The following is a 19,129-nucleotide window of genomic DNA, read 5'->3' on the forward strand; positions in this document are numbered from 1 at the left end:
TCAAAGACGCTGTAAGATACGCCGCACTTAGCCAGGGATGCTCACCATGTTCGACTCGTTCAAAACGATCTGCCGCCGTTTATTCGGTGCATTAGCGACGGTGGTGGGTGCCCTGTTCGGCCAATGGCGGCCGCCGTTCTGGCTGCGTGCCATCGGCGATGGCCTGTTGGCGCTCGGCCACAAGGCGCGCGCTTATCCGCGCCAGGCCGGGGCTGGCGTGTTGGGCCTGGTGCTGCTGGCTGCCGCCGGGTTCTATGGCTGGCAGTGGTACTCCCATCTGCCCAAGCCGCATACCGTGAGTTATTCGCTGCACAAACCCAATCTCACCGACTACACCCAGCAGACGCCGGTTGTGGATAACCTGCAGGTGCGTTTCGCCGAGTCCGTGGCTCCGCTGGCGGCGATTGGCAAGCCGGTGAGCGCAGGCATCACCCTCAAACCGAGCGTGGCGGGCACGTGGCGCTGGTCCGATGACCGCACATTGCTGTTCGTGCCGGAGAAAGACTGGCCCATCGACGCCGGTTACACCCTGGACCTGGCGAAGAAAAACCTGTTGGCCGACGGCGTATTGCTCGACCAGTACAGTGCGCAGTTCTCCACCCAACCGTTCCGCGCCACCCTGGCGCAAAACGAGCTGTACCAGGACCCGTCCAATCCGACGCTGAAACAGCTGGTGGCAACCTTCCATTTTTCCCACCCGGTGGATGAAGACAGCCTGCGCAAACGCGTATCCGTAACCCTCGGCAAAGGCCTGGCCTACCGCGACGCCCAGTTGCCCAATCGCCCGGAAATCACCTTCGACGAGAAAAAACTCAACGCCTACGTGCGCTCCGCCGCCCTGGCCACGCCGCTGGAAAGCACGCCGGTCAGCGCCAAGCTCGACGAAGGCCTCAAGGCCCGCGACGGCGGCAACGCCAGCACGGCGCCGCTGGTGGCCGAAGTCACCGTGCCCGGGCGTTATCGCCTGACCTTTACTGGCGCCGACGTAAGTTTTGTCGACAACCAACGCGGCGAACCGGAGCCGGTGCTGATGTTCAGCAGCTCCAGCGCCGTAGCCGACGACACCATCGCCGGTAAGGTGCAGGCCTGGCTGCTGCCGGAAAAGGCCGAGGACGACACGCGCCCCTACAACAGCAACGACATCGACGACGCCCTGCTCGCCCGCAGCAGCAAGGTCAACCTGACCCACGTGCCCAGCGTCGAACCGCTGAACACCCTGCACGCCTTCAAGTTCAAGGCGCCAGCTGGCCGCGCAATCTATGTGCGCGTGCCGGCCAACCTGGAAGCCATCGGCGGCTATTTGGCGAAGAATCCTACTGCGTCGCTGATCAGCATGCCGGCGTATCCGCGCACGTTGCAGTTCTTGTCTGACGGCGCATTGCTCAGCCTCAATGGCGAAAAACGCCTGGGCTTCATGGCCCGTGGCGTGCCCGGCGCCCATGTGGAAATCGCCCGCCTGCTGCCCAACCAGTTGCAACACCTGGTGGACCAGAGCAGCGGCAGCTTTGCCCGGCCGAATTTCGGCAACGAGTACTTCGATCGCATGGTGGAGCGTCAGTCGCTGGACATTCCACTGTCGTCCAATGACCCGGCGAAAACCGTGTACGACAACGTCGACCTCGGCCACTACCTCACCGCAAACGGCGGCCGTCGCGGCATTTTCGTGCTCAAGCTCAGCCCGCAGGACGAGCCGGTCGAGCGCACCTTCGAGTACGACCGCAGCAGCACCAGCGACCTGCGGTTTATCGTGGTGACGGACCTGGGCATCATCGCCAAGCGCTCCAGCGACGGCAGCCATGATGTGTATGTGCAATCCATCGGCAACGGTTCGCCGGTGTCGGATGCGCAAGTCGATATCATCGGCCGCAATGGCTTGCCGGTCAGCAGCGGACGCACCGACGCCGAAGGTCACGCGCATTTCGCCAAGCTGGATGAACTGCGCCGTGAGAAAACGCCGCTGATGTATGTGGTCACTCGCGGCAACGATCAATCCTTCCTGCCGATTGCCCGTCAGTCCCAGCAGCTGGATTTGTCGCGTTTCGATGTAGGCGGTTTGGAAGAAGACGGCGCGATTGATCGTCTCAGCGCCTACCTGTTTACCGATCGCGGCCTGTACCGCCCGGGCGAAACCGCGCACCTGGGCATGATCGTGCGCAGCGGCAACTGGCAAGGCGCCCTGCAAGGCCTGCCGGTGGAACTGCAAATCACCGACCCACGTGGCCTGGAAGTGATCCGCCAGCCGCTGAAGCTGTCCGCCAGCGGTTTTGAGACCTTTGACTTCCCCAGCAGCGAAGTCGCCCCCGCCGGGGAGTACACCGCAACCTTGCAGTTGATCGGCCAGAAGCAGACCCGCACCGACCTGGGCAGCGTGAGCTTCAAGGTCCGCGACTTCGAACCGGACCGCATGAAGGTCAGCCTGAGCCTGCACGACACCCCCGTGCAGGGCTGGATTCCACCGGACCAGGTGGTGGCCAAAGTCACCGCGATGCACCTGTTCGGCGCCCCGGCCGCTGGCCGCCGGGTCACTGCAAAAATGTCCCTGAGCCCAACGCTCGCGGCCTTCGAGCGTTACCCCGACTACCGCTTCCGTCTCAACGATGGCCTGGAAGACGCCACTACCGAAGACCTGGCCGAAACCAGCGTGGACGACAACGGCCAGGCCGTGCTCGACCTCAACCTGCAACGTTTCGCCAACAGCACCTATCGCTTGCAGGTCATGACCCAGGTGTTCGAAGCCGAGGGCGGGCGCAATGTGGCGGCGCAAAGTGCGTTGCTGGTGTCGTCTGCACCCTACCTGGTCGGTGTAAAAAGTCAGGATTCGCTGTCGTACGTCGCCAAGGATGCGCCGCGCCAGGTGCAATGGCTGGCCGTCGCGCCAGACCTTTCGCCGGTAGCCGTGGACGGCCTGACCAGCGAAGTGGTCGAGCACCGCTACGTGTCGGTGCTGGTGAAACAGTCCAACGGCACCTACAAGTACGAGTCGCGCATCAAGAACATCAGCCAGCCGGCGTCGCCGCTGGTGATGACCAAAGAAGGCGCCAGGCAGGCCCTGAACACGGGCACGCAGGGGGATTTCACCCTGCAACTGAAGGACGCCAACGGCAACCTGCTCAACCAGATCGACTACAGCGTGGCCGGGCGTGGCAACACCTCGCGCTCCCTGGAGCGCAACGCCGAGCTGCAACTGCGCCTGGATAAACGCAGCTACGCCAGCGGTGACGAGATTGCCATCAGCATCCGGGCGCCCTACACCGGCGCCGGCTTGATCACCATCGAACGTGACAAGGTCTACACCCAGCAGTGGTTCAAGGCCGACAGCACCAACAGCGTGCAACATATCCGCGTGCCTGCGGGGCTTGAAGGCAATGCCTACGTCAACGTGCAGTTTGTGCGGGACATGGGCTCGGCCGAGGTGTACATGAGCCCGCTGTCCTACGGCGTGGTGCCGTTCAGTATCAACCTGGATGCGCGGCGCATGGCGCTGAAGGTCGAAGGTCCGGCGAAGATCGAGCCGGGGCAAATGCTCGACATCAAGGTCAACGCCGACCGCCCGGGCCGTGCGGTGGTGTACGCGGTGGACGAAGGCATCCTGCAAGTGGCGCGCTACCAGACGCCGGACCCGCTGGGCTTCTTCTTCCAGAAGCGGGCGCTGGAGGTCGGCACCAGTCAGATCCTTGACCTGATCCTGCCGGAATTCAGCCGCCTGCTCAGTGGGGCAGCGCCCGGTGGCGATACCGAAGGCGCCCTGGCCAATCACCTGAACCCGTTCAAGCGTAAACATCAGCCACCCGTGGCCTGGTGGTCCGGTTTGGTGGACTTGCCGGCCGGTGAAAGCGTGCTGCATTACCAGGTGCCGGACAGCTTCAACGGCAAGCTGCACCTGTTTGCAGTGGCGGTGGACAGCGACAGCGTGGGCGTCAGCGAAGCCACCACCGACGTGCGCGGGCCGATTGTGATCACGCCAAACGTGCCGGCCTTTGTCGCGCCGGGAGATGTGTTCAACGTCAGCGCCGGGGTGTTCAGCAACCTCGATGCGGCGGCCGATGTGAAGTTTGAAGTGCAGACCAGCGACGGCCTCAAGGTGCAGGGCGACAAGGGCAGCACCCTGGCCCTGCAACCGCGCAAGGAAGGCACCGCCGAGTTCAAGATCAAGGTGGGCGACACCCTCGGTTCGGCGGACCTGCGCTTTGTCGCGGTGTTGCCGGATGGCAAGCGCATCCAGGTGGCCGAGACCACGTCGATTCGCCCGCTGAGCGAGCACCGTGTGGCCTTGAGCCTGGGCCGCTTCGACAGCGCCAGCAAAGAGTTGAAACCGACCCGCGAGCTGTTCAGCCAACTGCGCGACGTGCAACTGGGCGTTGCGGCCTCGCCGCTGGTGTGGGCCAACGGCCTCAAGCATTACCTGGACGACTACGGCTACGCCTGCACCGAGCAATTGGTGTCCAAGGCCATGCCCGCGTTGATCTGGGGTGGCAACGCGCCAGAAGCCGAGCAAGCCTTCAACAGTGCTGTGCGCATGCTGCGTCAGCGCCAGAACCCGGCCGGCGGCTTTGGTCTGTGGGCGGCCAACCCGGACGTGGCGCCGTACGCCAGCCTGTACGCCACCGACTTCCTGATCGAGGCCAAGGAGCGCGGGCTGCCGGTGCCGGAAGACCTGCTGGTGCGTTCGAACGCGTATCTGACAGACCTGGCCAACGGTCCTAGCGAAGGCCTGTCGGAATTGCGCAATCGCGCCTACGCCAGTTACCTGCTGAGCCGTCAGGGGATTCTGGTGAGCGGCGCCTTGAGCGATATCCGCGAGCGCTACGAGAGCTACTTCAAGGACAGCTGGCAGAACGACCTGGGCGCCGCTTACCTGGCCGCCAGCTACAAGTTGCTCAAGCAGGATCGCCAAGCCGATGCCTTGTTCCGCAAGGTTCCATGGCGTTCCCTTGTGGATAAGTGGAGCAGCGACGGCCTGTATTACGACCCGCTGGTGCACGATGCCGAACACCTGCACCTGCTGGCGCGCCACTTCCCCGAGTTGCTCGATGATGTGCCCGTGGCGTTGCTGGATAAACTCGGCAAGCGCCTCAACGAGCAGCGCTACAACTCGCTGTCGGCGGCGCTGTTGCTGCGCGCCCTGGACAACTATGGCCAGCGTGCACAAAGCGACATGACCCTCAAGGCCACCGCCTGGTTGGGTGACAAACAACAGCAATTGCTGGAGATGGCCGGCCAGCCGCCGCGTGCCGCCGTGCCGGGGACCACGCAAAAACTGGTCATGGAAAAATCCGACGGCCCAGCCGCCTTTTACATGCTCAGCGAGGCCGGTTTCGACAAGGGCGCCAAGCTCAAGCCAATCACCAATGGCCTGGAAATCATCCACGAGTACCTCGACCTCAAGGGCGAGCCGGTGAGCAAAGTCGCGGTGGGCGATGAGTTCCTGGTGCGCTTGCGCCTGCGGGCCACCGACCGTGACCAGGTGCAGCAAGTGGCCGTGGTCGACCTGCTGCCGGGTGGCGTCGAGCCTGTGTATAACTTGCCGCCGGAGCCGGAAGCCGCCAGTTCAGAGGACGGTGAAGAGTCCGAATACGTCGAAGAAGACAGCCAGGAAGAACCGACCTGGCAAGCGCCTATCGGAGAAACCGAGCTGAGCAACTGGCAGCCGGAGTACGTGGACGTACGGGATGATCGAGTGGTGTTGTACGGCACCGCACTGCGTGATGTCGGCACGTTCGTGTACCGCGTGCGCGCCACCAACGCCGGCACGTTCAACACGCCACCGGCCTACGCCGAAGGCATGTACGAAACCACCCTGCAAGGGCGCGGCAAAGTAGGCGAGCTTGAAATTACCAAGCCTTAAGCGCCTGACACTGCCGCTGTGCGCAGCGGCGGTGGTCCTGGTGGGGCTGCGGCTGTGGCCCCATGCCCCGCTGGAACACGCGGTGACCTCATCGCGAGTGGTGCTGGCCGATGACGGCGCGCTGCTGCGCATGACGTTGGCGGATGACGGGCAATACCGGCTTTGGCTACCGCTGGAGCGGATTTCCCCTTCGTTGGTCGAAGCCTTGCTGCTCAAGGAAGACCGCAATTTCTACTGGCACCCGGGGATCAATCCCCCGGCATTGCTGCGCGCGGCCATGGCCACCTACAGCGGCGGCCAGCGCCAGGGCGGCTCGACCTTGAGCATGCAACTGGCGCGGCGCCTGTGGGACCTGAACACCCGCCAAGTGCCGGGCAAGGTGCAGCAGATGGCCTTGGCGCTGTGGCTGGAAGCGCGCTACAGCAAGCACGACATCCTTGAGGCCTACCTGAACCTGGCGCCCATGGGCGGCAATATCGAAGGCGCCGAGGCCGCCAGCCGTATCTACTTTGGCAAGTCGGCGGCGCAGTTGTCGTTATCCGAAGCCCTGGCGCTGGCGGTGATTCCACAGCAGCCGGGGCGGCGTGCGCGCTTCGGGCCGTCGTTGCAAAACGCGCGGCTGCGCTTGATGGCCGACTGGCGCGAGACTTATCCACAAGACCCGCGTAACGACAGTTTGCTGGAGTTGCCCCTGGAGGCGCGCAGCCGCCAGCAGATCCCGTTTCCTGGCGCCGCATTTGAGCGAACAGTTGCTGGCGTCCCGGCCCGGCAACGAGCTGAACAGCACCCTCAACCTGCCCTTGCAGCAATTGCTCGAACGCCTGATCACCGGCTTTATCGCCGAACGGCGCAGCACCCGGGGTGGAGAACGCCACGGCAATCCTGATCGACAGCCGCGACCAGCGCGTCAAGGCGCTGGTGGGTTCGGCCGATTACTTATCCACAGGCATTCACGGCCAGGTCAATGGCGTGCTGTCGCGACGCTCGCCGGGTTCGACACTAAAGCCTTTCCTGTATGGGCTGGCGTTGGACCAGGGGGTGATCCACCCCATGAGCATCCTCAAGGATCTGCCCAGTAACTTCGGCTACTTCCAGCCGGAAAACTTCGACGGCAGTTTTGTCGGCCCGCTGACGGCGCGGGATGCCTTGATCCGTAGTCGCAATATTCCGGCGGTGTGGCTGGCCAGCCAGGTGAAGTCGCCGTCCTTGTATGGATTGCTGCAACGCGCCGGTATCAAGGGCCTGCGCGATGAAAGCCATTACGGCCTGGCCCTGGCTCTCGGCGGTGGCGAGATGACGCCGGAAGAGCTGGCGCGGCTGTATGTGATGCTGGCCGGTGATGGGCATCTGCGATCACTGCGCTATTTGCAGGAGCAGCCGCCCTCCACCGGTGCACAACTGCTCACACCGCAAGCCGCCTTTATGGTGCGCGACATGCTGCGCCGCAACCCGCGCCCGGACGGCTTGCCCGGTCGCCATTGGCGTACGGCGTGGAAGACCGGCACGTCGTGGGGTTTCCACGATGCCTGGAGCGCCGGGCTGGTGGGCCCTTACGTGCTGGTGGTGTGGGTGGGCAACTTCGATGGCCGGCCGAACCCGGCGTTTATCGGTGCCAAGACCGCCGCGCCGCTGTTCTTTCGTATCGCCGACGCCCTGCCGCTGGCCTTGCCCAACGTGATGATCAAACCTGACAAGGCGCCGGCCGGGCTGGTGCGTATCGAGGTCTGCGCGGCGTCCGGCGAATTGCCCAACCGCTGGTGCCCGCAAACCCGCAAGACCTGGTACATCCCCGGCGTCTCACCGATTCGCGTGTCCAACCTGCACCGCCCGGTGCTGATCGACACGCGCACCGGCAAAGCCGCCTGCCCGCCGTTCGAGGCGCAGTACACCCGTGAAGAAGTCTTCGAGTTCTGGCCCAGCGACGTGCAGCGCCTGTACCGCGCCGCCGGCCTGCCCCGGCGCACGCCGCCCAGCGTGATGAAAAACTGCCAGCCCAACCGGATCGGCGACCAGAGCGAAGCGCCACAGATCCGCTCGCCGTTGACCCAGGTGAGCTACCAATTGCGTCTGTCCCAGCCTCAGGAAAGCATCCCGCTAAGTGCCAACGCGGCCAGCGATGCGGCGACGCTGTACTGGTTTGCCGACCAAACGCTGATCGGCCAGGGGCCGCCGCAAGCCACGCTGAACTGGCGGCCGGGCAAGTCGGGGGAGTATCGGTTGCGGGTCAGTGATGACCAGGGGCGCAGCACGAGTCGCGGGCTGCGGGTGGAGTTTGTACCGTGATCGGCCGGCTACGCGACAACTTCCACGTAGCTGGACTCTCCGCCTCCGGTCGCACCTGACAACCAACCCCAGACAAAAGCCAGGGTGGTACGCCCGGCGTGATCAACGCCTACGGTGCCCCGAGACCAACCCGCCAGCAACTGCCCCTCCGTGGTCAGGCATTGAAAGAGCAGCTCGATGGTGTCCGGGCCGGTTACACGCCCGACCTGCAGGCCGGTGCGAATCCGCCCACCCTGGTAGGTGCTCGAGATAGCGTCGTCTTCGACCAGGTAGTGAAATACCGTGCCGCTGCCGGAGAGTCCCTGGCTGTTGTTCGCTACCGCAAATCGGCGATCGTGCAAACGCTCGCGGATCGGGGAAAAGGCAGTCTGCATGGATATCGCTTCCTTTCGTCGTGGGGATCCGTTTCGGCGTCAGTCGTGAACCATCACTGGCGCTGTGCAACCGCCTGCGTATAGAGCTCGGCGTAGGCCTGGCCCAACCCTTCCGCGGTGAAAACGTCCAGATAGCGTGCTCGCGCAGCCTCGCCGTAGCGCTGTGCCAGCGCGGGATCGTCCCACAGCGTCTGCATCGCCGAACGCAGGGCGCCGGCATCCATTGGCGGCACGACAATACCGGTCGAACCGTGCTGGTTGATGAAGCTGGTGCCTGTACCGATTTCGCAGCAGATCAGCGGCTTGCCGAACATCGCGCCTTCCAGCAGGCCAATGCCGAATGCCTCGGAGCGCAGGTGCGACGGAAAGACCACCGAATAGCAGGCCTGCATCAGGTTGACCTTTTGCTGCTCGTCGACACTGCCAAGGAAGTGCACGTTGGTCAGGTTGGCGCGGGCCGCGATGCGCATCAGTTCCTGCTCCAGCGGGCCGGCACCGACGATCAGCAACGGCCAAGGCGATGCTTTCATGGCGTCCAGCAGGAAGTGCAGGCCCTTGTAGTAGCGCTGCACGCCGACAAACAGGAAAAAGCGCTCGCCGTAACGTCGCCGCAAGTCCAATACCGCCTGCGCGTCTGGCTCTGGATACAGTGACTGGGCCAGGCCGATGGGAATCGACTGTGCCTTGTCCTGATAACGCTGCAGTACGGACGAGCTTTGCAGGTAGTTCGGACTGGTCGCTGCAATCGCATCGACCCGCCCGAGGAAAGCATGCATCAGCGGGCGGTACACCTGAAACAACACCTTCTGGCGCACGATATCGGAGTGGTAGGTCACCACACTGGGTTTACCCAGCCCCTTGGCCAAGTGGACCAGGTCCATGAACGGCCACGGGTAGTGGTAATGGATCACGTCCGCCTGCTCCGCCAGACGGGCAAAATCCGCAAACGCCGACCAGGAGAACCCGGTCCTGGCGAGATTGAGGTTTTGCCTCGACTGGAACATGCGATAGCTGGAAGTTTCCTGGGGCGGCAGCGGATCGTCTGCCAGGGAGAGCACAGTATTCTGATAGCCCTGGGCCGATGTCGCGTGCGTCAGGTGCCGGATGAACATCTCCACGCCCCCGAACTGGTCCGGGCCGAAGGTCTTGTAGAAGTGCAAAACTCTCACGAAAAATGTGCTCCCCGCGACATCAGCCTTGCGCCGACAGTTTGATCCACAGACCGTCGACTTTCTGGATCGGGCACTGCGCGTTGAAATCTTGTGTTTCGGTACGCACGGCCGTCATGGCGTTGGCGTTGCCCTGGACGTTCGTGAACGAGATCAGGCCGCAATCCTTGATGCGTACGACCAGCGGGCTGACGTCCGGGAACACGTTCGTCGCGACGCTGAAGCCTGGGTAACCGCTGATCACTTTGGTCACCTTGCCAATGTTGCGGGCGGCTTCCAGGCGGGTTTCGCCGTCTGGCATCTGAATGAAGCGCAGGTATTGGCCGTCCTGTTGCGGGATCTCGACCGGCACTGGTTTGGCAGCCGCCTGAGGCGCTGGGGCGGTGGGTTTGTCGCAGCCGACGAGGGTCAACAGTACAGCGCCAACGAAGAACATCTTGTTCATGCGGCGATACTCCTAGGGATGATTGGAAAGTAGGGGGTGGGTGGTAATCAGGGTGTGCATTCAGGTACGTCCCGCCTCGCAGAAGCGCCGGTACGCGGTGCGTGCAGCAATGGCCATACGCGGTGAAAACGAGAACAGCAGCAACGACGACACCGACACCAGCCAGCGCCGGCGAAACCAGCAGAGTAGGTATTTGTTGAGCAGCAGGTGCAGGTAGCGCCCCGCCTTGTGCCGCTTCGTACGACGGGCGCGCAGGCTGTGCAGGTCAGCGCCAGTCAGGATCGTTTCCGGCGCATAAGGCTCTGTGAGGAACCGCTGCGGCGGCGTCACGCCAAGGCTCTGCCAGTCGTGGACCTCGAAATTGTCCAGCAGCAGGTCTTCCCACGCACAGAACAGGTCGAAGCGGGTGTGCGAAATATGATCAAGGTCCAACGCCTGGCCGCAGGTCTGCAGGAAGCGCAGCAGGATGGCCTGCTCGGGCAACAAGCGAAACGAGGTGTAGCCCTGGAACGTGCCGATCGGATTGATCCGTGGGCCGCCTGCCAAGTAGACAAATTCTGCGGGCAGCGGGCCGATATTCCACAGCCGTCGAAGGTCGTCGGTGCGGCCGAACTGCAACGTATCGCTCAGGTGAAACAGGTAGCAGAGCTTGATCGGATTGCGCAGGAACAGATTCGAAACGCCAATCCTCGCTCCCAGCAGGCTGGCAGGTTGCTCATCGCCCATCAGCGCCAGCAGCGCGTTGCTGCACAGCACATGATCGGTGCGCAGTTTGAGCGAGTACTCGCGCGTGGCCAGGGCCAGGCCATTGGCGACGGTGCTGATGAGCTTGTTGACGTTGTTGATGTTGCCGCTGGCGTCTGCAAAATGCACGGCCGATGCATCGGCCACGCATTGCACGCCGTCGAATGACACTGCGGTGCAGTCGTCCGTGGTCGACAGAATGATCTGCGCCCCCGGCAGGTGCTGGCGCACCGACTCGATTGCCCGCGCGGCGATATCCACCGGCCCGTCCTTCAAGCGGCCCTGGAGAATGACCGTCAGCCTGCTGGCGTCGATGCTCATGCGTGCTTGTTCAACTGGTGGGCCAACATCAGGGCCAAGGCCACGACCGTCACTGTCGGGTTGCGCGATCCGCATCGCGGAAACAGCGAAGACCCGGCGACGTAGACATTGTCGGTGCCGATAACACGGAAGTCCTTGTCCACCACCGCGTTCTCACCCGCGCTCATGTTCAGCATGCCGACCAGGTGATGGGTACCGAAGGCATTTTGGTAATGCGGTTGTTCGGCTTCGCGGACAGGCACCACGCCCAGTGCTTCCATCTTCGCGTAGATCGCGGCGATCACAGCGTCATAACGATGCTTGTTGCCGTGGTAGCCATCGGTATCCATGCGCACGGAACCGCCTTCATAAAACAGCGAGACGTCCCATTGCGGCGGGATTTCCAGGAGGATGTACAGGCTCAGGATGCTGGCCAGGTCTTCGACCGACTCCTGTACCGCCCAGCTGTTCAGCTTTTTCAGGTCCAGGGAGCCGGTCAGGGCAGCATCGCTGGCCGAGGTCATCAGGCCCAGCGTGGTGTACTCGATCCCATCAAGCTCGCCGGACAGCTCCGGAATGACCACTTGCGCGGCGGTGTTGACCTGGAAAAACGGGATTTTCGCCTGCGGCAAGCGACAGGCAAGCTCGGCCACGGCGTGGTCCTGGCAGTAACGCCCGATGAACGCCTGTGGCGTTTCGTCCGGCAGGTTGCTCTTCCACAGCAGTTTCAACGATTCAACGCCGTGCGCCGCAATGACTACGCGATTGAAACGAATGCTCAGAGGCCCCTTGGGGGTATGGCAAATCGCTTCGACGGCTTTGTCGCCTTCGAAACGCAAGTGATCGACCAGCACCTCATTCAGCACTTTGGCGTGGTTGCGGATATGCAACGAGCGGGTCTTGGCGTCCATCGGGCATAGCTCGCAGTCCCCTGCTCCCATGCAGAGGCCTTGCCCATCGAGGTTTTCCACCGACAGGTTATGGGCCTGCGCGCCAATGTAGGCTTGTGGGAAATACGGCGACAAGGCGCGGTTCCAGCGACGCGAGCCTTTGATTTCCGACAGCGGGTTGCGCTCCTCCGGATCACGAGGATCAGCACTGATGCGCAGCAACTGCTCGGCAGTGCGGTAGTAGGGTTGCAGCGTCTGGTAGTCGAAGGGCCAGCGGAATGCGTCGGCCGTCTGGTCGAATACCGCCTCTGAAAGTCGGAAGCTCAAGCCACCCCAGTGGTTGGAACAGCCGCCATCCACGAGGATGTAGTCGGAGGCGCAATCGTCTGGCAGCTCCTCGGGCACATTGAAGGCGTGCACGGACTCATAAGAGCGGCGGATCAGTGCATCGTGGCGGTCTGCTTTTTCCATCTCGTTGAAGCGTGCACGTCGCTCGAAGATGTTGAACTTCTCGCCACGGTCAACAATAAGGCAGGGGCCCTTCAAGGCATGGGCAACCGTACGTCCGGCAAAACCGTTGCCGATAATCAGCGTTTCAACAAACATTAGCCTGTAACTCTGTAAAAACCGGGCGTCCCCAACGTACGGGTCTTGGGCGCTACCACGAACAACGAACGGTTATGGTTGACCAAGTGGTAAAGGAGGGCCTCACGGTCTTCATCCTTGAGATTGCGCGAGTAAAGCTTTATCAGCAGGTCGGGGGGCAGGTGGCGAAACTTCACGTGTGAGTTGCCTTCCTGCAGCGCGCGAAAATCCAGGGGCGGCCCCATCGACTGCCGCCCCAGCCAGCCGCCCAGCGCAATGCCACCGGCGAACACACCAAGCCCTGCAACGAACTGTCTACGCTTCATCGGCTCACGTTCTCACGCGGACGATCCGCTGATAGAAAAAGCGCACCAGCTGACGCAACCTCGACACCGGCCATGCGATCAAGGGCGAGCTGAGCAGGGCTTTTTCCAGCAGGGTGGAGAGCAGGAACATTTGGAAGCGGTTTGCGTCCGCCGCCGAGCCCGCATTGCTTGCCGTGCTGTTGAACACGTTGTTGGCACTGCGCGCCATGTAGCCGAGTTTCAGGCGCGGCATCAGCAACACGATGTTCTTGTCACGCAGGCCTTTGAACAGAAAGGTGAACGAGGCCAGCTTGCGGACAAAATCCATCGTGACCTGATCCTGGTGCAAGCCAAAGTCGATCAGCAGCCAGGACTCGGACGCCGTGCTCAATTTTGAGCCGATCACATTGGCGTCGGCAATGAACTCGCCGTTGTTGACACTGCCCTTGTCATGCAGGAAATCATCCAGCTGAAAGGTTGTGAACGTTGGCACAGGCTGCGCTTGCGGCACCGACCATGTGCACTCATCGATCACCACGACCTGGGTGAGCAATGAGGGTTGCAGTTCAACCTGCGACAGAAAGGCCGCCAGTTCGGCCTGCTTGCCCTGTGCCGCATCCTGGGAAATCAGAAAGATGTTCATTTCCTGCGCTCCACATAGCTATCGAAAGGCGTGGAGTTGTGGATCGCCCGCACACAATCGCGAAAACTCGAGAAATAGAAGACTTCGCCGTTTCGACGGTACAGCTTGAGCGCCGACAGCAAGGTGCCAGGCAACGCCAGGACGCGAGGATGGAAGTACTCGTCCAGGCCTTTGTAGAACCAGCTTTGCAGTGGACGCTGGCGCAGCATGTTGCGGAACTCGGAGCTGCCAAAGACCAGGTTGCGCTTCGCTTCGCGAGGGTTGCTCATGAACTCCAGGGCAATCGACTCGATGATGGTGTTCGGCAGTTGATCCAGAAGCACCCACTTCTCAAAGTCGCGGATGAAGGCCATCACGGATTCCAGGTCATTGCCGAAACCACAGCCTTGCACCACCTCGTCTACCAGCCTCAGCCACGCGCGCGAGCTGATGGTCTTCACGCCGGTAGGAATATGCGGGAGCGTATCGCCAACCGCGTACTTGTTGGCAAAGCGTTGCAGGCGGATAAGCGCCTCGTCCGCCGACATGCGGATCAGCGGCTTCTTGCGCAGCAACGAAAACTGCGAAGGCCCTGTATGGCCGAAACGACCGCTGTGCAACTGGACTGGCGATCCGGTGCCGAGCAGTGCCCGGGACGTCACCGATTGGGCCACGCCATAGGGGTTGACCCGCGAAGGCACACCACCCTTGGACGCACGAATGCCGTGCTCGATGTCCTCGAACTCGGCCCACAGCAGGGACTCGTCGAGGGGGAACGCCTGCCACACTTCCTTGCGGCAGATGTACATGCTGCCGGTGGGGTAGCTGGCGTCTTTGGCGTAACGCATGGGGCTGGCAAAGCAGAACCCGGTTCGTTCGACTTCAGCAAACAGCGCAGACGCGATACTGACTACGGTGTTGTCGCTGCGGTGCATGCCCTTCATGCCCTCGGCAATCACCCCCATCGCCATGCCGTAGTCCGAATAGCGGCGCGGCCCGAAGTTGCGCACGTTGTCGAAGAACAGGCTTTGCAGGGTCATCAACGGGTAGCGCGGGCCGAAACGGCGGACCATTTCACCGAAATGCGCGGGCAGGAACACCCGGTCATGCAGGATGACCAGGTTGTTGTAGCGCGCTTCATCGGCGATGCGATTCTTCTTCTTGCAGATCTGCACGGGCGGCGCGGTGATGTCTTCACCGACGATGCGCACCTGGTCGAAGTAGCGGAAATTCTTGCCTGGCGTGCCGCACAGCAGGATTTCCTTGTTGGGGATATCCAGCTCGAGGATGCGCTGCACCACGGCATTGAGCACCGTGGCATCTTCGGGACCCACCGGGATGCCGAACGTCCAGCTGTCCAGGTCATCGTCGGTTTGCGCCGGCAGCACGGCGGCCTTGCGGTACACCACGCGGTTGGCACTGCGTTCTTCGCACACCAGGGCCGTGTTGAAGTAGGCACGGTCCAGGTAGCTTTCTACGGCGGAGTCTTCAATGACGGTGAGTGTTTCGCCCACGGCCAGAAAATGCGCAGCGTCCCACAGCAGCAACGGGCTCAGCTGCGAGTCGCTTTGCACACCGTAAAAACAGTACGAGCCAGGACCATAGATATCCAGCGGTCGTTTGGCTGCATGCAGCCCTTTGACCGTGGTATCAGGGACACCTTGCTTGAAGCGACGGAAGGAAAACAGCGTCTGGCTGCCTTGCGTCACGCTCAGGTCTGCCGGGATCGGGCGCAATTGCTTGGGCCCGAGGTAGCCCAGTTTTGGATCGTGTTGCAGCTCTATCGTTTTCATTCTTCTACGACATATTTGTCATTCAACGCGCCGGGCACCTTGACCACAACGGTCACTGCATCGCTGAGTGCCTTGAAGGCCGTGATGTCGCCTGGTTCGAGCACGACGATGTCGCCGGCGCCCCAGGTCTTGCCACACATCTCGACTTCGCCGGACAGGATCAGCGTCACTTCCGTGGCGATCTTGTGATAGTGAGCCGCCTCGGCATCACCCGCCGCGTACGGCTTGACGGCCACTTCACAGGCTTGTGTGCTGAACGCAGTCGGCGTGAAACCACCGACAAACCAGCCCTTGACCATGTCTTTCAGATTGGCGGTGTTCATCGTGGGCCTACATTCTCGAACGCGTGCAACTGGTGATGGCTCTTGAGCGGGTGGTACTGGCTCGGGTCCACACGGTGGGTGCCGATTTTCTTGTGCAGCAGCACCAGTTCGTTGAGCGCCGGCGCAATGTAGAACGCATCGTTGACCTTGAAGTCCTTGCGGATCATTTCCTTCACGGCCTCGACAAACACACTGCCCTTGGCAAACCAGTACAGACCGGCCACGGCGTGGTTGCTGATCGGGTTCTTCTCGGCAGCCTCGACCACATACCCCTGCGGGTTCTTGCGTACGAACGAGTAGCGCGGGTGCAGCGACTTGAATACCACGACGCCGGCATCGCATTCGTCGCGACGGAAGTCTTCGACGATATTGCCCAGCGGCGCATCGAGCAGTTCGTTGCAGCTGAGGATCAGCAGTTCATCGTCGTTGTCGATGCTCTCGGCGGCCAACAGCGCGGTGCAGGCAGCGCCCATGGTCAAGGTGTGTACCGCGTGAATAGAGGCGATCGGACTCATCTGCTGCAACATGTTGCGCAGGTGGTACTTGGCGACGTCAGCCTTGGGCAGCATGCAGGAGATGCTGGCCGGGTTGAGCTCCAGGCACTTTTCGACCAGGTCCTGGATCAACGGAATGCCATCGCGTTCGGTCAGGTAGCCTGGGTAGTTGCTTTCGGATATGACCGAAGTGGTATCGCCACCGGCGAGCAGTATGATGTTCAACTTGCGCACAACATTTCCTCCAGCTCTGGAGCCTTGGCGTTGATCTGTTCGATCCGGGCAGTGATGTTGTCCAGGTTCACATCGGCGACATCCTCGACCACCAGCACGTGAGCGCCGGAAGCACGGGCGGCACGGATGCCGTTCTCGTTGTCTTCCACGATCAGGCACTCTTCAGGCAACAGCCCGAAGGACTCGATGGCCTTGATGTAGATATCGGGTGCAGGCTTGGCGTTGGGCACGTCTTCGTTGGAAAACTTGCGGTCCAGGTACTGATCCAGGCGCGACTTTTCCATCATCACTTCGACGGTGTTGCGGATCGAGTTGGACGCCACGGCCAGCTTGTAGCCCTGGCTCTTGAGCGACGACAGCGCGTACTGGTGAACGAAGGTTGGCTTGCACTGGGCGTAGACGATTTCCATCGTGTACATCTGCTTCATCTCGTTGATGAACTGGTGCAGTTCCACCGGCAAGTCACGCTCGACGCTGAGGATGTCCAGCTTGCGCGAGGTTGGCAGACCATCGTAGGTGGTCAGGTGTTCATGGCGGCTGATGGTGTGGCCGAACAGGTTCAGCGCCTTGTTCAGCGCTTCGTAGTGCCAATCTTTCGCTTCGATCAGCACACCATCCATGTCGAAAATCACGGCTTTAATCATGATGTCATTCCTTGAAGAAAGAGCGAGCTGCTTCGGGCAGGTCGGTGCATAACGTCAGGTTGTCGGCGCCCTGGAATTGGGCGAGGAGTCGCCACAAGGACATGTGTTCGCGGCCGTGCAGTTCCGAGGACACTACACATACCTGCTTGCCCTGGCCCAGCAGGTCGGCAAGCTGGGCGGACGAGTACCACTCGGCACCGAAGCTATCCAGCCAGATACCGTCAGCCTCGTTCAGCCACGCGGGTACGGGCTCGACCTCACTCTGGCGGGTATAGCTGCTTACACCGCTGGCGAGGTAGCTGCGCATATCGGGTACAGCCATGTCGAAGACAAACCAGTTGCTGTGGCCATGCGCTTCGAACGCCGCCTTCAGCGGAGCACAAAGACCATCGGCCTTGATGTTCATCGCCAAAGGCAAGTTGCGCCCAGCCATGATCGCCAGCAGTTCGTCCAGCGACATTTCGCTGCCGTCAGGCATATCGTGGGAAATAACCAGACGCCCGCCGATGTCGCGTACGTCGGTTTCCGTGCCGAAGCCCAGGTCGAATGAGCGCTCGAAGGCAACTCGCTGGTTACGCTCGGGCTTTTGCAGCCAGTAGCCGCGGTGACTGATGATCTGCATGATCGATCAGCGCCCTGCACACGCTGCGCGGCTGACCGGCAGATCGAGGAACAGGTTCAAGTCCGCCGGGATACCCAGGCCATACATGCCTGCGCCTTCCGAACCGACGTTGTAATGGATGACCAGGGCCTGATCTTCGATCATCTCGTTGTAGGCCGGCGCAACGTAGAACTCGCCATTGACCCGCAGGTCTTTGTCGAACATCGCTTCGATGGCGCCGATCAACTGGCGACCGCTGCGGAAGTTGTAGATACCCACCGTGGCCTCATCGGAAATCACTTCCTTTTCAACCACCGAGTTGATGCGCCCGTCATCGGCGAAACCGACAAAGGACCACTTCGGGTCGTTCGCCTTCATGGTCATGATCAGGCCGTCGGCATCCTGTGCCTGCATGGCACTCAGGTAGTCGTTGATGTCGACGTCAACGTATTGATCGCTGTTGGCGATCATCACCGGATGATCGGAGTCGATCAGATCCTTGGCCGCATACACGGTGCACGCTGCACCTTCTGTGACACCGTTCAACTCTACAATGGCGCAACCTGGCGCCCAGGCCTGCAGCTTGTCTTTCAGGCCGTAAGCCTCAACGTGCGCCGCCTGGCAGATAAAGATGAAGCGGTGCTCGCAGGCGGGGGTGAGGTTGTCGATGACCACTTTGATCATCGGCACCGAGTGCACAGGGATCAGCGGTTTCGGATCGGCGTAGCCTGCCACTGCGAAGCGGCTGCCGGCACCGGCCATGGGAACGACTATGTTAAGCATTTGAACTCCTTTACCTACGTACTAGGTACTCTTCATACGCATCAATGACTTCACTGGCCGGGCCAATCATTTGTACCCGTCCGTCCTTGAGCCAGCACACGCGGTTGCATAGCTCCCTGACTCGTTGTGAGTCGTGCGAGACAAATACGACAGTCTGGTTACCCATCATCATTTCTCGCATGGTGGCTTCGGCCTTCTCACGAAAGTGGCCGTCGCCGACACTGAGCACTTCATCCAACAGGATCACATCAGGTCGTGAGTACTTGGAGATGGCAAAGCCGAGGCGCGCCTTCATTCCGGTGGAATAGCTGCGCACGGGCACTGCGGCGCTGGCCTGGAGTTCGGCGTAGTCGAGAATCTCGTCGCTCAATTCGCGCATGCGCTTGCGGCTCATGCCCATGAGCATGCCGCTGAGGACAATATTGTCGCGGGCGTCGAGGTTTTCATCGAAACCCAGCTGCAGATTGAGCAGTGAGACGCTGGATACCGACTGGGTCAGGCTGCCACGGGTGGGCTGGTAGATCCCCGCCAGTACCTTGAGCAAGGTGCTCTTGCCGGCGCCGTTGCTGCCGACTATTCCGAACGTATCGCCACGGGCGATCGAAAAAGACAGATCGTGCAATACCGTGGTGGAGGCACGCGACAGCAAGCGCAGACCATTACGGAAGGTCAGCGACAGTGATTTGATTGTCATG

Annotated in this window: 15 protein-coding genes and 1 pseudogene; 2 read left to right on the forward strand and 14 right to left on the reverse strand. The window is 61.6% G+C overall.

The window, feature by feature from the left end; translation table 11 throughout:
• Positions 1-46: 46 nt before the first annotated feature.
• On the forward strand, positions 47-5,845 hold the full coding sequence (locus tag PSH87_RS28520) for an alpha-2-macroglobulin (protein WP_305431952.1): 5,799 nt from the start codon (positions 47-49) through the stop codon (positions 5,843-5,845).
• Positions 5,826-8,128 (forward strand): annotated as a pseudogene (gene pbpC, locus PSH87_RS28525) (penicillin-binding protein 1C). The gene PSH87_RS28520 and the pseudogene pbpC overlap by 20 nt, the downstream one beginning before the upstream one ends.
• 8 nt (positions 8,129-8,136) lie before the next feature.
• Here the strand turns inward: pbpC and PSH87_RS28530 are convergent.
• From PSH87_RS28530 to PSH87_RS28595, 14 genes are read right to left on the reverse strand one after another with little or no spacing between them, the layout of a single operon-like run.
• Positions 8,137-8,502 carry a hypothetical protein gene (locus tag PSH87_RS28530; RefSeq protein ID WP_305431953.1) on the reverse strand — a complete coding sequence of 122 codons (366 nt, stop codon included), beginning with the start codon at positions 8,500-8,502 and terminating at the stop codon, positions 8,137-8,139.
• 53 nt (positions 8,503-8,555) lie between these two features.
• Positions 8,556-9,671: a glycosyltransferase gene (locus tag PSH87_RS28535; RefSeq protein WP_026136896.1), complete on the reverse strand. Its 1,116-nt coding sequence runs from the start codon at positions 9,669-9,671 to the stop codon at positions 8,556-8,558.
• A 22-nt stretch (positions 9,672-9,693) separates the two neighbouring features.
• Positions 9,694-10,116 (reverse strand): hypothetical protein, encoded by a 423-nt coding sequence (locus tag PSH87_RS28540; protein WP_017737626.1) that lies wholly within the window; start codon positions 10,114-10,116, stop codon positions 9,694-9,696.
• A gap of 60 nt (positions 10,117-10,176) precedes the next feature.
• On the reverse strand, positions 10,177-11,181 hold the full coding sequence (locus PSH87_RS28545; protein ID WP_017737627.1) for a WavE lipopolysaccharide synthesis family protein: 1,005 nt from the start codon (positions 11,179-11,181) through the stop codon (positions 10,177-10,179).
• Entirely contained in the window at positions 11,178-12,656 is a 1,479-nt protein-coding gene (locus tag PSH87_RS28550; RefSeq protein ID WP_017737628.1) for a GMC oxidoreductase, read from the reverse strand. The genes PSH87_RS28545 and PSH87_RS28550 overlap by 4 nt, the downstream gene beginning before the upstream one ends.
• Positions 12,656-12,961 carry a hypothetical protein gene (locus PSH87_RS28555; protein WP_017737629.1) on the reverse strand — a complete coding sequence of 102 codons (306 nt, stop codon included), beginning with the start codon at positions 12,959-12,961 and terminating at the stop codon, positions 12,656-12,658. The genes PSH87_RS28550 and PSH87_RS28555 overlap by 1 nt, the downstream gene beginning before the upstream one ends.
• A gap of 4 nt (positions 12,962-12,965) precedes the next feature.
• A complete protein-coding gene (locus PSH87_RS28560) occupies positions 12,966-13,583 on the reverse strand; it encodes a hypothetical protein (protein WP_017737630.1) in 618 nt (205 codons plus the stop codon).
• Positions 13,580-15,355, reverse strand: coding sequence for a hypothetical protein (locus tag PSH87_RS28565; RefSeq protein ID WP_017737631.1), 1,776 nt, complete (start codon positions 15,353-15,355; stop codon positions 13,580-13,582). The genes PSH87_RS28560 and PSH87_RS28565 overlap by 4 nt, the downstream gene beginning before the upstream one ends.
• Entirely contained in the window at positions 15,352-15,678 is a 327-nt protein-coding gene (locus PSH87_RS28570; RefSeq protein ID WP_017737632.1) for a cupin domain-containing protein, read from the reverse strand. The genes PSH87_RS28565 and PSH87_RS28570 overlap by 4 nt, the downstream gene beginning before the upstream one ends.
• Positions 15,675-16,406, reverse strand: a complete 732-nt coding sequence (locus PSH87_RS28575; RefSeq protein ID WP_017737633.1) for a glycosyltransferase family 2 protein — start codon at positions 16,404-16,406, stop codon at positions 15,675-15,677. The genes PSH87_RS28570 and PSH87_RS28575 overlap by 4 nt, the downstream gene beginning before the upstream one ends.
• The gene (locus tag PSH87_RS28580; protein ID WP_017737634.1) at positions 16,394-17,050 is read right to left on the reverse strand and encodes an HAD family phosphatase; all 657 of its coding nucleotides are present in this window, start codon (positions 17,048-17,050) and stop codon (positions 16,394-16,396) included. The genes PSH87_RS28575 and PSH87_RS28580 overlap by 13 nt, the downstream gene beginning before the upstream one ends.
• 4 nt (positions 17,051-17,054) lie before the next feature.
• Positions 17,055-17,672: a phosphodiesterase gene (locus PSH87_RS28585; protein ID WP_305431956.1), complete on the reverse strand. Its 618-nt coding sequence runs from the start codon at positions 17,670-17,672 to the stop codon at positions 17,055-17,057.
• Positions 17,673-17,678: 6 nt separating this feature from the next.
• Positions 17,679-18,434 carry a glycosyltransferase family 2 protein gene (locus PSH87_RS28590; protein ID WP_026136897.1) on the reverse strand — a complete coding sequence of 252 codons (756 nt, stop codon included), beginning with the start codon at positions 18,432-18,434 and terminating at the stop codon, positions 17,679-17,681.
• Between the two features lie 10 nt (positions 18,435-18,444).
• On the reverse strand, positions 18,445-19,128 hold the full coding sequence (locus PSH87_RS28595) for an ABC transporter ATP-binding protein (RefSeq protein ID WP_157356525.1): 684 nt from the start codon (positions 19,126-19,128) through the stop codon (positions 18,445-18,447).
• Position 19,129 lies beyond the last annotated feature (1 nt).

The organism is Pseudomonas sp. FP453 (assembly GCF_030687495.1).
Taxonomy (GTDB): domain Bacteria; phylum Pseudomonadota; class Gammaproteobacteria; order Pseudomonadales; family Pseudomonadaceae; genus Aquipseudomonas.

Coding starts and splice junctions, on each gene's coding strand:
- PSH87_RS28520 (WP_305431952.1), top strand. CDS start 47: ATGTTCGACTCGTTCAAAACGATCTGCCGCCGTTTATTCGGTGCATTA.
- PSH87_RS28530 (WP_305431953.1), bottom strand. CDS start 8,502: ATGCAGACTGCCTTTTCCCCGATCCGCGAGCGTTTGCACGATCGCCGA.
- PSH87_RS28540 (WP_017737626.1), bottom strand. CDS start 10,116: ATGAACAAGATGTTCTTCGTTGGCGCTGTACTGTTGACCCTCGTCGGC.
- PSH87_RS28545 (WP_017737627.1), bottom strand. CDS start 11,181: ATGAGCATCGACGCCAGCAGGCTGACGGTCATTCTCCAGGGCCGCTTG.
- PSH87_RS28550 (WP_017737628.1), bottom strand. CDS start 12,656: ATGTTTGTTGAAACGCTGATTATCGGCAACGGTTTTGCCGGACGTACG.
- PSH87_RS28555 (WP_017737629.1), bottom strand. CDS start 12,961: ATGAAGCGTAGACAGTTCGTTGCAGGGCTTGGTGTGTTCGCCGGTGGC.
- PSH87_RS28560 (WP_017737630.1), bottom strand. CDS start 13,583: ATGAACATCTTTCTGATTTCCCAGGATGCGGCACAGGGCAAGCAGGCC.
- PSH87_RS28565 (WP_017737631.1), bottom strand. CDS start 15,355: ATGAAAACGATAGAGCTGCAACACGATCCAAAACTGGGCTACCTCGGG.
- PSH87_RS28570 (WP_017737632.1), bottom strand. CDS start 15,678: ATGAACACCGCCAATCTGAAAGACATGGTCAAGGGCTGGTTTGTCGGT.
- PSH87_RS28580 (WP_017737634.1), bottom strand. CDS start 17,050: ATGATTAAAGCCGTGATTTTCGACATGGATGGTGTGCTGATCGAAGCG.
- PSH87_RS28585 (WP_305431956.1), bottom strand. CDS start 17,672: ATGCAGATCATCAGTCACCGCGGCTACTGGCTGCAAAAGCCCGAGCGT.
- PSH87_RS28590 (WP_026136897.1), bottom strand. CDS start 18,434: ATGCTTAACATAGTCGTTCCCATGGCCGGTGCCGGCAGCCGCTTCGCA.
- PSH87_RS28595 (WP_157356525.1), bottom strand. CDS start 19,128: ATGACAATCAAATCACTGTCGCTGACCTTCCGTAATGGTCTGCGCTTG.